This is a genomic window from Photobacterium sp. HL06 (genome assembly GCF_059552575.1).
Map to the genome: position 1 here is coordinate 3,952,717 of NZ_CM183914.1, position 15,573 is coordinate 3,968,289.

Annotated in this window: 14 protein-coding genes; 4 read left to right on the forward strand and 10 right to left on the reverse strand. The window is 49.2% G+C overall.

What is annotated here, in order from left to right:
• Window positions 1-103: 103 nt before the first annotated feature.
• Together AC51G0_RS17855 and AC51G0_RS17860 are read left to right on the forward strand one after the other, a co-directional pair.
• A complete protein-coding gene (locus AC51G0_RS17855) occupies window positions 104-2,653 on the forward strand; it encodes a bifunctional diguanylate cyclase/phosphodiesterase (protein ID WP_496300033.1) in 2,550 nt (849 codons plus the stop codon).
• A 283-nt stretch (window positions 2,654-2,936) separates the two neighbouring features.
• The gene (locus tag AC51G0_RS17860; RefSeq protein ID WP_496300034.1) at window positions 2,937-3,065 is read left to right on the forward strand and encodes a hypothetical protein; all 129 of its coding nucleotides are present in this window, start codon (window positions 2,937-2,939) and stop codon (window positions 3,063-3,065) included.
• A 150-nt stretch (window positions 3,066-3,215) separates the two neighbouring features.
• On the opposite strand, the gene hemN is transcribed toward AC51G0_RS17860, so the two are convergent.
• The 5 genes from hemN to AC51G0_RS17885 all read right to left on the reverse strand — a co-directional run bounded on the left by hemN (window position 3,216) and on the right by AC51G0_RS17885 (window position 8,031).
• Window positions 3,216-4,589 (reverse strand): oxygen-independent coproporphyrinogen III oxidase, encoded by a 1,374-nt coding sequence (gene hemN, locus AC51G0_RS17865; protein ID WP_496300035.1) that lies wholly within the window; start codon window positions 4,587-4,589, stop codon window positions 3,216-3,218.
• A gap of 203 nt (window positions 4,590-4,792) precedes the next feature.
• Window positions 4,793-5,263, reverse strand: coding sequence for a DUF2489 domain-containing protein (locus AC51G0_RS17870; protein WP_496302009.1), 471 nt, complete (start codon window positions 5,261-5,263; stop codon window positions 4,793-4,795).
• Between the two features lie 12 nt (window positions 5,264-5,275).
• Window positions 5,276-5,857: a Der GTPase-activating protein YihI gene (gene yihI / locus AC51G0_RS17875; protein ID WP_496300036.1), complete on the reverse strand. Its 582-nt coding sequence runs from the start codon at window positions 5,855-5,857 to the stop codon at window positions 5,276-5,278.
• On the reverse strand, window positions 5,857-6,498 hold the full coding sequence (locus AC51G0_RS17880; RefSeq protein ID WP_496300037.1) for a class I SAM-dependent methyltransferase: 642 nt from the start codon (window positions 6,496-6,498) through the stop codon (window positions 5,857-5,859). Before AC51G0_RS17880 ends, yihI begins: the two co-directional genes overlap by 1 nt.
• 915 nt (window positions 6,499-7,413) lie before the next feature.
• Entirely contained in the window at window positions 7,414-8,031 is a 618-nt protein-coding gene (locus AC51G0_RS17885) for a c-type cytochrome (RefSeq protein ID WP_496300038.1), read from the reverse strand.
• A gap of 158 nt (window positions 8,032-8,189) precedes the next feature.
• On the opposite strand from AC51G0_RS17885, the gene yihA reads away from it, so the two are divergent.
• Window positions 8,190-8,855, forward strand: coding sequence for a ribosome biogenesis GTP-binding protein YihA/YsxC (yihA, locus tag AC51G0_RS17890; RefSeq protein ID WP_496300039.1), 666 nt, complete (start codon window positions 8,190-8,192; stop codon window positions 8,853-8,855).
• A 719-nt stretch (window positions 8,856-9,574) separates the two neighbouring features.
• Here the strand turns inward: yihA and spfP are convergent.
• Window positions 9,575-9,622, reverse strand: coding sequence for a small protein SpfP (gene spfP / locus AC51G0_RS17895; protein ID WP_438616993.1), 48 nt, complete (start codon window positions 9,620-9,622; stop codon window positions 9,575-9,577).
• A gap of 195 nt (window positions 9,623-9,817) precedes the next feature.
• Entirely contained in the window at window positions 9,818-12,589 is a 2,772-nt protein-coding gene (polA, locus tag AC51G0_RS17900) for a DNA polymerase I (protein ID WP_496300040.1), read from the reverse strand.
• Window positions 12,590-12,913: 324 nt separating this feature from the next.
• Between polA and elbB the strand changes: the two genes are divergently transcribed.
• Entirely contained in the window at window positions 12,914-13,564 is a 651-nt protein-coding gene (gene elbB, locus AC51G0_RS17905) for an isoprenoid biosynthesis glyoxalase ElbB (protein WP_496300041.1), read from the forward strand.
• 248 nt (window positions 13,565-13,812) lie between these two features.
• Here the strand turns inward: elbB and AC51G0_RS17910 are convergent, their stop codons facing one another.
• The 3 genes from AC51G0_RS17910 to AC51G0_RS17920 form a co-directional block, all read right to left on the reverse strand.
• Window positions 13,813-14,250, reverse strand: coding sequence for a GNAT family N-acetyltransferase (locus tag AC51G0_RS17910; protein ID WP_496300042.1), 438 nt, complete (start codon window positions 14,248-14,250; stop codon window positions 13,813-13,815).
• 73 nt (window positions 14,251-14,323) lie between these two features.
• Entirely contained in the window at window positions 14,324-15,001 is a 678-nt protein-coding gene (locus tag AC51G0_RS17915; RefSeq protein WP_496300043.1) for a 7-cyano-7-deazaguanine/7-aminomethyl-7-deazaguanine transporter, read from the reverse strand.
• A 170-nt stretch (window positions 15,002-15,171) separates the two neighbouring features.
• Complete coding sequence (locus AC51G0_RS17920) at window positions 15,172-15,513, reverse strand: DUF3630 family protein (RefSeq protein ID WP_496300044.1); 342 nt, start codon at window positions 15,511-15,513, stop codon at window positions 15,172-15,174.
• Between the last annotated feature and the right edge of the window lie 60 nt (window positions 15,514-15,573).

A 15,573-nucleotide genomic window follows, 5' to 3' on the forward strand; every position in this document is an offset into this window, starting at 1 on the left:
GCATGAATATAACAATACTGAAAAAGAAGATTTGCATGTTCATGCAATTTCCTTGAGTATCAGAAGATAACAATTACAGTACGACGTATCTATATTCATAAAAATGCTTAAGACTCGCCTGCTAACACTACGTTTAGCGGTAATGGTACCGTTTACCTCATTAATGCTGTTAACTGTTGGAGTGATCGCCATTGCCCAGCAAAACAGCTATGAGCGTATGCTGGCTGAAGTTAGCGGTAAACTGCTGAGCTCTTACACCCGAAGCATCAGCAACGACCTGCGGGTCTTCTTAGGCGATCCGTTCAATACCAACCTGACCATCGCCGACAGTATTCAACGCCACCAGCTATACCAGCCTCCGCGGCTAACCGGCCTGGAAGCGTACCTTAAAGATGCCATCTCTACCCTGTATGTCCACCAGCCACAAATCACCACCATCGGCTTTGGCAGTGAAGACAAATATTTTGTCGGCTTTCGCAAAAAAAACCACCATCAACTCTCTCTGCTACTAAAAGACCGGCGCACCGACAACGAGCTCCATATCTACGCAGGCTCCACGCACTTTGGCACCACCACCCACCGGATCAGCGAATACGATCCCACCGAGCGCCCCTGGTACCTGCCTTTTTCCCGCCGTCTCGAACCCGGCTGGGCTGGCGTATATACCAACCAGGACGAAACCCAAACACTGACAATTTCCGCTGTCAGCCCGGTGATTGATGATACTCACCACACGTTGCTCGGAATGATGGTGACAGATATCAACCTCAGCTACATCAACGATTTCCTGCGCCGCGAAAGCCAGGACTTCTCAGGCAGTACTTATATTGTCGACGAAGGCGGTCAGCTTATCGCCAGCTCGGTTCTGCCGCCGGAAGCGCAGCTCGTCACCCGGTTGCCACAGCCCGGAGCCCTGTTCGCAGCCAGCCAAGGTGTTATGGCCCAATCTCAGTTATCCAGTATCAGCACGGCAACTGAATTTGAGTTTGAGTACGACAACACACGCTATTTCAGCCGGATCACCCCGTACCAGGATGACTACAACCTCAAGTGGAACATCGTCGTGATCATGCCTGAAACCGATCTGCTCGGGCAGCTGCCACAGCACCAAAAATCCGGCTTGCTTGCCGCCGCACTGCTTGCTGGATTCGGGTTGCTGATTGGTCTCTTTCTCTTGAAAAAGTTCACCCAACCTATCATTGACATCGCCCAGGCCTCACAGAAAATCACTGAAAACAACTGGGATGTCGATATCAGGCAGTCGTTTAAACTCCATGAAACCGATCAGCTGACCTTGGCGTTTAAAGCTATGTCAGCCCGCCTGCAGCACTCTTTCAACTCCCTTCGCAAACAGGTGCTCTATGACAACCTGACAGGGCTGCTGAGTCGAGAAGGTATTATCGAAGCCACTCGAAGCCCGCATACAAACCAACAAGCGGCATTAATGATCATAGGCCTGAAAGCCTTCAGCCACATCAATGACAGTATCGGCCACCTCAATGGCGATCAGCTACTAGTACTGATTTCCCGCCGCATTGAACAAGATCTTCCTGCGCGAGCCTTACTCAGCCGGGTAGGCAGGGACGAGTTCGCCATCTTCGTTCCCGCCCTCGATACACATGATGATGTCGAACAGATCACCAAGCAGCTACTGACCGCATTCTCCCTGCCTTTTATTGTTAGCGGTGTTGAAGTCATGATTTCTGCCAGTATTGGCGTGGTACAAGGGGGCTTACCGCAAGATGGCATGGCCGAGTGGCTACGAAATGCCAGCCTGGCACTCAATACCGCCAAAGCGCAGGAAGACAACCCGGTACACTATTTCGACCCACAAATGCTTGAAGCCTCTTTGGAAAAAACCCGGCTTGCTGCCGAGCTCAACCGTGCCCTGGAGCACAATGAGCTTGAGGTACATTTCCAGCCGCTGATTGATTTAGCCAATGAGACAACCTGCGGTGCCGAGGCGCTGGTACGATGGCGCAGCCCAACCCGAGGCCTGGTGCCACCGTTCCAGTTCATTCCGCTGGCAGAAGAGAATGGGATGATCATTGAAATGGGCCAGCAAATCCTACGGCTAGCCTGCCAGCAAACCTGCCAAATGATCACCACGGGGTGTTGGCCGACAAACTTCATGCTGCACGTAAACCTGTCTGTCCGCCAGCTGCTGCAGACCGATTTTGTCGAGCAACTAGAAAACATCCTTGCCGAATCAGGTTTACCGGCTGCCAACCTTACCCTGGAGATCACCGAATCTAGGTTGATCAGCCAGCCCCAACAGGCTACCGAAACCCTGCAGCACCTCCGCCTGCTCGGGGTTCATATCGCCATTGATGACTTCGGTACCGGCTACTCCTCGCTGGCCTACCTCACCCAACTGCCTTTTGATAGCCTGAAAATTGATCGCTCGTTCGTCCGCCAGATGACAGAAAGCAGCAATTACACCCCGGTCATTGCCGCCATCATTACCCTGGCCGACAATTTCAATGCTGATGTCGTCGCAGAAGGCGTCGAGACCCAGGAGCAAGCCGAGCAGCTAAAATCACTCGGTTGCCGCTATGCCCAAGGCTTTTACTACGCCAGACCACTGCCTTTGAGTGAATGGCCAACAGCTCCGGTCAGCATCAGCCGAGTTTCTTCCACTGTGGGCAACTAGCCACACTAACTAAGCTGATTGTGATTTCCTCTTTACGTATACGGGTCACCTGCCAAACGCTAATCAACCACTTAACAACAAACCTAGGCTAGCTGAGCGTTTTTTGCGCAAAAACAATTCCATCTTGGCTAATTTTGCGTAGAATACGCCCACTTTAAGACCAAACAGGGCTCGACTCTGATCGTTTCAGTGAGGGTTCTCTTGGGTTTAAAGCGGTATAGAACAGTACACAGCTCTATACCATCCGCTATAACACCAACAATAACACCGTGGGAAAACCACCATGCTGGAAAGTATTCTGTCATTCAGCGTGGCTATGCCTGCCGTCAGTGAAGTCGCAGCCAATGGCCCGGGCCATTTTGCTGCTGGCGTGCTGGCGTTAATAGCTGCCGCCAATATGTTTAACAGCTAAGCTGTTATACCAACGGGTATCAATATCTGTTTTTTTAAACCGATAGGGACCACTTGGGATTACAAAAAGCCCCCGCACCTAAGGCCAATAAACCTTAAGTACGAGGGCTTTTGTATTGTTGGATTCGCTGTATTTCCGGATTCGCCGACGTTAAATCACTCGGGAGAACTGCTGCTGGCGGGCACGATCACGCAGATATTTGTCAAAACACATACAGATATTACGGATCAACAAGCGGCCTTTCAGCTCAACATGGATATAACGCTCATCCACGGTGACCAAGCCATCGTTAACAAAGGTTTGCAGCAGCTCGAAGTCTTCTGCAAAGTAGGTATTGAAATCCAATCCAAAGCGTTGCTCGATATCTTTCATATCCAGCTGGAAGTTGCAGATCAGCGCTTTGATCACTTCACGGCGTAGCATGTCATCATCATCCAGAGAGACCCCTTTCCAAAGGGCTTCGCGCTTGTCGTTCACGCTGGCATAGTATTTTTTCAACTCTTTCTGGTTCTGGGCATAACAGTTGCCAATCATCGAGATCGCCGACACACCCAGCCCCAGTAAGTCACTGTCGCCCTGGGTGGTATAGCCCTGGAAATTACGGTGCAGCACACCGTTGCGCTGAGCCACTGCCAGTTCGTCATCTGGCAGGGCGAAGTGATCCATACCAATGAACTGATAGCCAGCGCCCGTCAGGGTTGCAATGGTATCTTGCAAGATTGCAAGCTTCTCTTTGGCTGCCGGTAAATCTGCTTCATTGATTTTACGCTGCGCAGCAAACAATTTTGGCATATGGGCATAGTTGAAAACTGACAACCGTCCCGGCTTCATGGTCAGCACCTGCTCGAGCGTTTTTGCGAACAGTTCACGGTTTTGCTTCGGCAAACCGTAGATCAAATCCAGGTTGGTCGAGCGGAAACCCAGTTCTTTTGCCCGCTCTACCATTGCAAAAATAAATTCTTCATCCTGCTCGCGGTTTACCAGCTTTTGTACTTCTTTGTTGAAATCCTGTACCCCGATACTCAGACGGTTAAAGCCTTCTGAGCGTAGGTGATCGAGCATGTTCAGGTCAATCTCACGCGGATCCACTTCAATACTGATTTCAGCATCCGGCGCAAAGTTAAAGAGCTCACGCAATAGATCCATTAAGCGGCTTACCTGTGGTTTGGTAAGAAACGTCGGCGTTCCTCCCCCCCAGTGCAACTGGCTCACATTACGCTCACCGAGCAAAGCCGCACGCTGGCGGATTTCCTGCTCCAAGACATCGAGATACTGATCGGCCTTGTGCTGATGGCGAGTAATGATTTTGTTGCAGCCGCAGTAATAGCAGAGCTTATGGCAAAACGGGATATGAACATACAGTGAAAGATTGCGATCTGGGTGCTGCGCACACGCCATATCAAATTCCGCCGGCGTAAAGGCTTCATGAAACTCAAGGGCGGTTGGGTATGAGGTATAGCGGGGGCCTGAGTAATTATATTTTTCTATCAGTGCCTGATCCCAAATAATCTGCTCATGTGACATGACATACTTCCACTAATGGTCTGGGGTGAATTGCGAATGCCAAGTGTGCCATAACTTGGTAAAGATGTAGATATTTTACTTTTTTCAGATAACTGAAATGATGGCTAGCTCAGATAATGCTCTGGCTTTAGGCCAGAAACCTCATCCACCTGATAGCTTCAGTATAGATGAGGCCTTTCATGCACAAGAGCTGCAGGTGTGGACTAGGGTTTCAACGCCAAGATCACATCCAGCTCACACTTAATATCATTAAGCAGGCGAGCTTCGGCTTTCATCCGGCGTAGATCCAGCTCCATACGCTCTTTTTTCTGCAGTGTCTTTCGAGACTCACCGCGTGGCATGTCTTTCACAACCTGATACAGCTCGTTCATTGCCGGATACTGGCTGGCAAAATTGACCTGTCGATCATCTTGCAGGACTTCCATCAGCTTATAAAGGCGGATGGATACTTCTGACATATCGCACTGATCCTGCTTGCCGGCTTCAGCAATGATGAACACGCTATCCATAATATTGGTATTGCGCTCTTGAATTTTCTCAGCCTGCTGAAGCTTTGCCCGCTCCAGAAAGACCTTATGACGTATATTTTGCTGGTACAGTTTAAATAATAAATAACCGGCATACGTCGCCAGTACAGCAACAATACTGCCTGCCAGCCCTAACCAAAGCGTCATATCCTGCAACGATTACTCCTTATCGAACGGGTTCTCGCTTGAGTCCTCAAAAGAGTTCTCAAATGAGCCAAAGTCCGAGTTTTCAAACTGATCAAGCAGGTCGTCATCAGAAGGCTTGCCAGCTGCAGGCGTGGCATCTTTCGCCGCTTCCGGCTCATCATCTTCCAGCAGACCCAACTGGTTCATTAGCTGCTCGATGCGATCCAGTTTCTGGTCAACTTGCTTCTGCAGGCCGGCCCCCAGGTTTTCACCGGCTTCAATACGATCCAGCAGTACCATTAGCTGCGCATCATTTTCCAGCATCGCCAGTTCCTGCTCGGCACTCAGGCGGCGTTCTTTCTTGGTGGCTGGTTTCTTGGCTTCAACAATCAGGGCAACGGGCTTTTTGCTGCCGTGGCGCGGATCTTTGCGCTTTGCAGCAGTTCGAGCATCATCAACCTGGACTGCAGAATGGCGGCTGCCAGACTTCAGGCCTTTACGCTTCTTATCTTTCTGACGCTTACGCGCCTCCTGATCGATCTGCGTTGTCGATTTTTGTGTATATTCCGCAGGACCTTCCGATCCTACTTTACGGCTTCTTTTCTTACGGGTCATTACTGGGTTTTCCTCAGCAAAATTACATCATTTCCAACAAACTCGACTTCCAGGCCATCACGCTTTGCCAGATAGCGGAAAGTCTCACGGCTGAAAAAGCTCACGTGGGTTGGGTCGTTTTTATAATGCCATTGCGCAAAAGCATCTGCATCTGTTGCTAACTTGGTCATGAGCCCCAGCCATCCGCCAGGTTTCACCATACCGATTAGCAGCCCCCATTCCTTCGCAGGCGTATAAAAGTGTTCAATCGCTTCTGTACAGGTGACAAAGTCATACTGCCTATCCAATACAGCGGGATCATGGGCAAAATACAGGTCATATATAGCCATATTATACCCCAGCTCCGCCAACATCACGGACAGGGTCGGACCTGGGCCACAACCAAAGTCCAGCCCGGTTAATGGTGGCGAAACCAGACGTTCGGCCAGCGGCGCAGCAAGGCGGTTAAGAAAACGACGGTAGCCTGGATCTTCAGGGTTGTTTTCATGCTGATCATAGACCGCCTTTTCATCGTCCGGTGGCAGCAGTGCACCGGGATCAGCAAAAATAAGCGCACAATCCTGGCAGCGAAAATACGCCCGTCGCTTATCTTGGTGAAAAGCACCAACCGACTGACTATTACATAGCGGGCAGGTTTGCATGACTTACTGTCTCCTATTGTCCAGCCCGCAGTACACATTGCAGGCTGGCTTAAAATGAAGCCGGGTATCATAGCAGATTCGATTGAGAAATGTGCACTTTCGCACCACATAGGCCGGGCGGCCAATAGAAATACATTCTATAGAAAAGAAAAAAGCGACAGGTAATCACCTGTCGCTCTATGGGGTCGCCATTGCTGGCTTTGATCCTGTCTAGTCTGTCCTTAACCAGTCTGTAAACATCCCGGTCTGACAACAGTCCTTTTGTTATTTGTGCTTTCCCTGCCAACGTTTGTTGTTCTTCATCACCCTGATGAATTTTCACCGTCCGTGCCACGATTCCCTGTTACTTCGGCCATTCCCTGACCGGCTTTTCCTTAAAGCATGTTGCCGTCCTGACAACCCAGTTCACCATCCCTGTGGGTGCACTTTCCGTCGCACACCGAATTCTTCATCTGAAACCTTGTCCGTAAGTGTCTACCCTGACTATCCCTACGCATCATGCGAACACCCCGGCCTCCTCTGGCCAGACGTCCTGTGGATCCTTCAGGCTGCTTGCCTATGCCGTCTATGGCGCTTTCCTATCCCTTGCCGCTCTCCCTGTCGACAACGCATACTCTACGCCGATCCAGCTCGGATACAAGATTGCCTCAATCAGTTCATTTTCTGAAATATAATTTCAACACAGATAACCACATGATCTATATCATATTGACTAAAATATCCTAGTCCTCTTTCATCTACATTGACTATCCCAAATGGCAGATCTCTTACAGGCAGCTCAGCTATCAACGCTTTTACTACGCAATTTGTCATTTAGTTGCAAAATCTGTCATTCTCGACTACGCCTATAACCACGCCGGAATGTAAAAAGGCAGCCGAAGCTGCCTTTGTTACACAATACTGGAATACTGTTGTTTAGTGTAAACCACCGACATACTGTGACAGGGCGGTAATTTCGTCATCAGACAGTTTGGCTGTCACCGAACGCATCATGGCATTCAGATCATTGCTACGCTGGCCTGCACGGAACTTATCCAGCTGCAGTTTTATGTACTCGGCATTCTGGCCAGAAATCTTAGGGAAACCAGACAGGCTTGTACCATTACCACGAGGGCCGTGGCAGGCTGTACATGCGGCAATACCTCGTTCTGCATCACCATAGCGATACAGCTGCTGGCCAATCTCGATTGCAGATTCCGGAGTAGTGTTATCTGAAATAGGTAGGGTTGAGTAGTAAGCCGCCAGATCCGCCATATCCTGCTCGGTCAGTGGCATTGCCATCCCGCCCATTACCGGATCGTTTCGGCCTTGCTTGCCACCCGTCGACATTGCTAGCTTGAAATCCTTGAGCTGTTTTTCAAGATAACCAGCGTGCTGGCCGGCAATTTTCGGGTATTGCGCCATAATGCTGTTACCGTCTGCACCATGGCAGGCAGCACATGTCGCGGCTTTCGCTTTTCCAGCTTCTGCATCTCCCTGGGCCCAGGCTGAGCAACTGGCAAGAAGGGTCAATATCAGTGCTAATTTCTTCATGACATTCCGTTTATAATTATAGAGCTTCCAGTACCACAAGTAATGCTCAGTTACATGGTATACAATGCGACCACAAACCAAGCACGGTTTTCGTACATTTTACACAATTTCACATAAAAGTAATCAGTCGACTACATGAAGACTTGACGGAGTTAACAGTGAATCAACCTCTCAACTATAGAAATACAGGATTCATCACAAGTGCACCGGATATTCGTCACTTGCCAAACGACACAGGCGTTGAGATCGCATTTGCTGGCCGCTCCAATGCAGGTAAGTCAAGTGCCCTAAACCGTATTACCGATCAAAAAAGCCTGGCTCGAACATCCAAAACGCCGGGGCGTACCCAGCTCATCAATATGTTTGAGGTCGTCAATGGCTGTAACCTGATCGACCTACCAGGCTACGGCTTTGCCCAGGTGCCGCTGGAAATGAAACTGAAGTGGCAGAAATCCCTGGGGGAATACCTACAAAAACGCGAGTGCCTACAGGGCCTGGTGGTGCTGATGGATATCCGCCATCCAATGAAAGACTTGGATCAGCAAATGATCAGCTGGGCCGTTGAAAGCCGACTACCAGTATTGGTCCTGCTGACCAAAGCTGACAAGCTAAAAAGCGGTGCCCGCAAGCAACAGCTGATGAAGGTTCGTGACACAGCGCTATCGTTTGGTGGTGATGTGCAGGTCGAAGTATTCTCTTCCCTCAAGGGCATTGGTGTCGATCAAGTACGCCGCAAGCTTGATGGCTGGTTTGCCCCGGAACTGGCCCGCCAGCAAGCCCTGCTTGAAGGCGAAGGAGAGGCAGCAGGCGACGATGCCGAGTAGCTGACCTAGCAAGAAATGATGGCTCTATGGACAGGGCCATAAAAATTCCCCACCTTCCAGGTGGGGCAACGGGAGAGAAATAGGAGGTTTTTATTTTTGTCCTAAAAGGATCAATGAATTCCCTCACCAACGCAAGTTTTTTATCCAGCTTTTGTTTGCTTTTTAAACACAACCACCCGCATCCTGCCCGCTTTTCCCGCACCTAAATATTACTTTTTAGCCGTTTGGTAGCCAATGAACACCCAGTTGTTTTTTATTGCGAATTAAGAAGAGGCGACAAGGTGTTACAGTGGAGTTGCATATGGAAGTTAATTACATTTCTATAAATATGCAGGCGAAAAAAAAGCCACCCCAATCTGGGAGTGGCTATTTCATGGATGTGTTGGCTAGCCGGTATAAAGACCCGCTACCAATAACAAATATGAACAAGAAGCATGGATGATTATACCCATCTCCGGATAAAAATTAAAGTAATTACTCTAAAAAGTAACCCGTTTAAACCGACAGCCAGGTTCACACAGTAATTAACCTAATTAGCGGTAATACGAACAAACCAAACAGATAAGCACCAATATGCATACTTATTCACCACAACTGAGGGGCAATAAGTATAGTGGCGGCTTTTTTACAAGGGAAACTAATAACAGGGATAAATAAACGGGGGGAGTTTTTGGCGCCAGAATAAAAAACGCCCTGGTCAAGAGACCAGGGCGGCTGAATCAGCCAAATCCAATAACGTGAAACAAAAGGTCTGAAAGATAGAACATCTTACCTCTGTACCCTACGCCGATAACTGTATATCAATTGCACAGATTTGAAAAGTCATTTCCGTAATTTTTTTTCAGTAATACGTAAGTAAATTCAACCAAGAGTAATTTTACCTTCATTAATTTTCCATAAAAAAATAGCTGGCATAAAGCCAGCTATTCTATTTCCTGCGATACAACCTACACGTTGAAGGCCTAGTGTGCCTGGTCCCAGTTATCACCAGCCCCAGTATCAGCGATCAACGGAACATCCAGTTCAGCGGCGGATTCCATCAAACGACGGATCTCTGCAGTCACACTTTCCAGCTCTGATTCCTGTACTTCAAAAACAAGTTCGTCATGAACTTGCATAAGCAATCGCACGCGACCCGGTTGTTGCTGCTCCACCCACTGATCAACCAGTACCATCGCACGCTTAATAATGTCCGCAGCCGTTCCCTGCATCGGCGCATTGATCGCAGCACGCTCCGCAGCCTTGCGGCGTATGCCATTACGGGATTTGATATCTGGCAAATACAAGCGACGGCCAAACAAGGTTTCCACATACCCCTGCTCACTGGCAGCCGTACGGGTACTTTCCATATATTCCAGTACGCCAGGGTAGCGTTCGAAATACACATTCATGTAGTCCTGCGCCTCATTACGGCCCATGTCGAGCTGCTTTGCCAAACCAAAAGCGCTCATGCCGTAGATCAGGCCAAAGTTGATTGCTTTGGCACGGCGGCGTTGTTCACTGGTTACCGACTCAATTGGCAGACCAAGAATTTCAGCGGCCGTTGCGGCGTGGATATCTTTGCCATGCTTGAATGCATCTAATAGTGCTTTGTCACCGGATAGGTGCGCCATGATCCGCAATTCAATCTGTGAGTAGTCGACCGCTAGCACTTTATACCCGGTAGGGGCAATAAATGCCTGACGGATCCGGCGCCCTTGTTCATTACGAACCGGAATGTTCTGCAGATTAGGATCACTGGACGACAAACGGCCTGTCGCGGTCACGGCCTGGTGATAGGAGGTATGCACACGACCGGTGGCCGGGTTAACCATCTTCGGCAACTTATCAGTATAGGTCGATTTCAGTTTCGCCAGACTACGGTATTCCAGGATCAATTTCGGCAATGGGTAATCCAACGCCAGCTCCTGCAATACTTCCTCATTGGTTGAAGGTGCGCCTGACGGCGTTTTCTTCAGTACTGGTAGCCCCATCTTCTCAAACAAAATGGCTTGAAGCTGCTTAGGTGAACTTAAATTGAATTCTTGCTCTGCAATCTCAAAGGCTTTTTTCTCCAGCTCATCAAGACGCACGGCAATTTCGGCTGATTGCGCGCTAAGCTGCATGCTGTCAATCAATACCCCGGTACGTTCCATCCGTGACAGCACAGGCACCAACGGCATCTCGATATCTTCAAATACTGATTTCAGCTTTTCGTCGGCATCTACTTTTTCAATCAGCAAATTATGTAGGCGCAATGTAATATCGGCATCTTCAGCCGCATAAGGGCCTGCCTGTTCCAAATCGATCTGGTTAAACGTCAGCTGCTTTTTACCCTTACCGGCAATTTCTTCAAAGCTGATATTTTTGTGCTCGAGATAACGCAGGGCCAGGCTATCCATGTCATGGCGGCCCACCACACTATTGAAGACATAGGATTCGAGCATGGTGTCATATTGAATGCCCTGCATCGCAATATCGTAGCGCGCCAGGATACTCGCATCGAATTTCAGGTTCTGGCCGACCTTCATCTGCGCCGGATCTTCCAGCAGCGGCTTAAGCTGCGCCAACACCCAGTCACGATCTAGCTGAGCCGGGGCATCCAGGTAGTCGTGGGCAACTGGCACATAGGCTGCTTTGCCTTCTTCGACAGCAAATGACAGTCCGACCAAGTTGGCTGTCATGTAATCCAAGCCGTCAGTTTCAGTATCAAATGCCACCACATCAGCGGCCTTCAACTGCTCCAGCCAGGCATTGAAAGCGGCTTCATCCAGCACAGTTTCGTAACCGCTGCGATCAATTGTCGGTGCAACGGTTTTCTTCTCGGCAGCGGGTTGTGCCGATTGCTCTTCGGCGACAATCTTACCGTCACTGCCATCAAGCATTTCTGCCAGCCAACGACGGAACTGCAGCTTGCCGAACAGCTTAATCAGTTCATCGGTATCAGGCTCGCCTTTACGTAGATCTTGCGGCGCCGTATCGAGCTCAACGTCCAATTTGATGGTCGCCAACTGGTAAGACATATACGCCGCGTCTTTATTGTCTTCCAGTTTCTTCGGCATGGTCTTCGAGCCACGGAACCCCAAGGCTGGAATCTCGTCCAAGTTTGCATACAGGTCGTCTAAACCACCGATACCAGTAAGCAAAGCTTTGGCTGTTTTCTCTCCCACACCCGGTACACCCGGGATGTTATCCACTTTATCGCCCATCAGCGCAAGGTAGTCGATAATCAACTCAGGACCGATCCCAAATTTATCCACAACCCCAGCCGGATCCATGACGACATCCGTCATGGTATTGATCAAAGTAACATTCTGATCCACCAGCTGCGCCATATCTTTATCACCGGTACTGATCAGCACTGGCATATTGGCCTTGGAGGCCTGGGTCGCCAACGTCCCGATCACATCATCCGCTTCTACCCCGGAAATTGAGATCAACGGCAGTCCCATCGCCTTGATCACCGCATGCAACGGTTCAATCTGACCACGAAGATCATCCGGCATGGGTGGACGGTTAGCCTTGTATTCCGGATACATGTCATCACGGAAGGTTTTGCCTTTGGCATCAAAGATCACCGCTATATGCTCAGTTGAAAACTGGCGCAACAAACTACGCAGCATATTAACGACACCGAACACAGCACCCGTCGGTTCACCGTCCGAGTTAGTAAAGTTTGGTGCAGCATGATAGGCACGGTAGAGATAAGAGGATCCATCAATCAGGATAAGTGGATTTTCAGGGATAGTTGCCATAAAGATATTCTTATATCCGGGGGATGAAAGAGTTAAGGCACTAGAATGCCATGACAACTGGCAAGTGTTAACTGATGTTTTCCACCAAGCCCCCTTTATCTGTGGATAACTTTGTTAGTATTTAAAATCAAACGGTTGATCAAAAATCATGAAAAATAAGCATTTTTCGCCCAAACCCATAAGAATCAGTTAGTTAAGATCTAATGCAAAAATGGATCCTCGATCCTAAAATGATCATTAATTGTGGAAAAAGTTAACAGATCGATCTGAAATAAGAATATCTGAGAGTAAAAATAGACAAATCTGACCATAAAGGAAGCCAAAATGAAGAAAATAGCGGTTATTTTAAGCGGCTCAGGCGTGTTTGACGGAGCAGAAATCCACGAAGCCGTTTTAGCATTGCATGCCATCGAACAAGAAGGGGCGAGCTGGCATTGTTTTGCGCCCAATATTGACCAACACCACGTCATTAATCACCTGACTGGTGAAGAAATGCCAGAAACCCGTAACGTGCTGGTTGAAGCTGCCCGTATTGCCCGCGGCAATATTGACGATATCGAGAACCTCAATGCAGCAGATTATGATGCCCTATTGCTGCCTGGCGGCTTTGGAGCCGCCAAAAACCTGTCCGATTTCGCCTTCACGGGCGCTGGTTGCGAAGTTAACCCAGAGGTTAAAAGGGCATGCCAGGCCTTTGCCAAGGAAGAAAAACCTGCTGCTTACCTGTGTATTGCCCCCACCCTGATCCCGGCCATCTACGGGCCAGGAGCCAAGGGCACCATTGGCAATGACCCAGATACGGCACACTCATTCAATAAAATGGGCGGTGAGCATATAAACTGCCCAGTGAATGACTTTGTGCTGGATCAGAAACGCCGGATCCTGACTACACCGGCCTATATGCTGGCAAGCAGTATTACAGAAGCCGCAAGCGGTATTAATAAACTGGTGAAAGAGTTAGTAAAACTGGCATAAATAGCAGAAAAGAAAAAGCGGCGTTACCTGAGTTTGTATAAATAAACCGGTAAGCGCCGCTCAGCAGAATTGGTGTTCGTTTTCAGCCCTACACTAAAAACACAGACCCTAGCTGAAGTACACTGGAAGCAATGTGAGCAATGTCGTGCCTTCAAACAAGAGAGCGCTTTTGCTGTTCTCTCTCGCTGAGTGCAAGCTAATAATAACCATTCTCATTTAAGATGCAAGTATTTTATTGAGAATAATTGTCATTTAATTACCAGAGACTTCACAAAATGCAGCCTATAGTCTTCTAATCCGTCTTTTTTCTCCATGTGTTCAATGAGATACCCGTTCCTTAGTAACAGCCTCAACATCGCTGGAAAACGGTTACGCGATTTGACCCGCAATTCATCAAAACCTTGTTCGATCACCCAGGCTTCCTGCGCCTCCAGCAGCGCCTGTGCCACACCACCACGGCGTCCCTCGGGAGCGACCCCTCCCAGCCAGCTATAGAAACAAGTCTCCGATAAGCGGTAACCTATTTTAACCCCAACCAATCGCCCGCCCTGCTCTGCAACCAGGATCAATGGCAGCTTCCCTTTCAACCGGGACTGCAAGGCCCCCTCATCGGCCGGCTTAGCAAACTCACTGATATCTGCCAGTACCGCAACCGCTTCAGCCAAACTTGCCTGGCGTATCTTCATCACCATCACTCCTGCTTCTCAAGATACAAAAAAGCCGACATCGCGTCGGCTGTTAAGTTTATACCACACGGTATCAAGCCAGTCCCTGCTGAGATTCAAGCCCGGGGTTAATGGTCGTCAGGCGTTTGATCAGGTAGTTAAGCAATACCCCGTACATCGGCACAAACAGACCAAGGCTAATGATCAGTTTAAAGCTATAGTCCACCAATGCAATTTCGACCCAGTTTTCCGCCATAAACGGGTCCGGGCTGTTATAAAAAGCAATCGCAAAGAAAGCCACCGTATCTAGCGCATTACCAAAAATGGTCGAGCAGCTTGGTGCAACCCACCACTGTTTGGTCTGGCGCAGGCGGTTAAATACCGACACATCCATGATCTGGCCCAGCAGGTAGGCCATGAAGCTGGCAATCGCGATGCGGGCAACAAATAGGTTGAACTCGCCGAGATGAGACCAGCCCTGATATTCCCCTTGGTAGAACAGCACCGACAAACCATAAGAGATCGCCAGTGATGGCAGCATCACCCGCAAAATGATCTGGCGGGCCATTGTCGCCCCAAAGATCCTGACCGTCAGATCTGTCGCCAGGAAAATAAACGGGAAGGTAAATGCGCCCCAGGTAGTATGGAAACCAAAAATGGTAAACGGTAATTGCACCAGGTAATTGCTCGACGCAATGATCACCAAGTGGAATATAACCAGGAACGAAAGGGCCTTGCGCTGTTGCGCGAGAGAAAATTGAGATGCAGTCATTGTAAGACCTTTTTGTCATTGGGGGAGAGGGAACCCAAAACACCACAGACAGGCTCTCATACCAGCCTGCAGCAACCGAAGCGGCGATTATACATTAACCACTTAGGTTGCCTAGCCCAAAAAACGGCCCTGGCCCGGTGCAAACGTTTGCTGCTGCCCGAGCAAGAAAACTACCTGGCTGTCAGCATACCTGCCAGGAACTGAAGTATTTCATGATCGTCGGCCGATAGCCACTCCAGCCACAGGGCACTGGCATAGTGCTCCCCTTTGAGCATCAACCGGCAACCTTCAAAGTCAATCAGCCAAACATGCAGATCGGCATTGAGCTCACGTTCAACCACCGTAGCATCAATTTGCTGCAGAAGTTGTTCGGCCACTTCGGGGAAACTATCAAAATCAAACTCGGGGCCGCTGATCAATAACAGCCCCTGCTCTAAATCCAATTCTTGGCAAACGAATTTAGAAGCTGCTTTCGAGGCCGACGCCTGGGAAGGGAGAGGAGTAGAAGTCATTGCATATTCCTTATTGTCTGTGGCAGGCACCCGCAACATGCCATCAAAGCGACTTTCCTG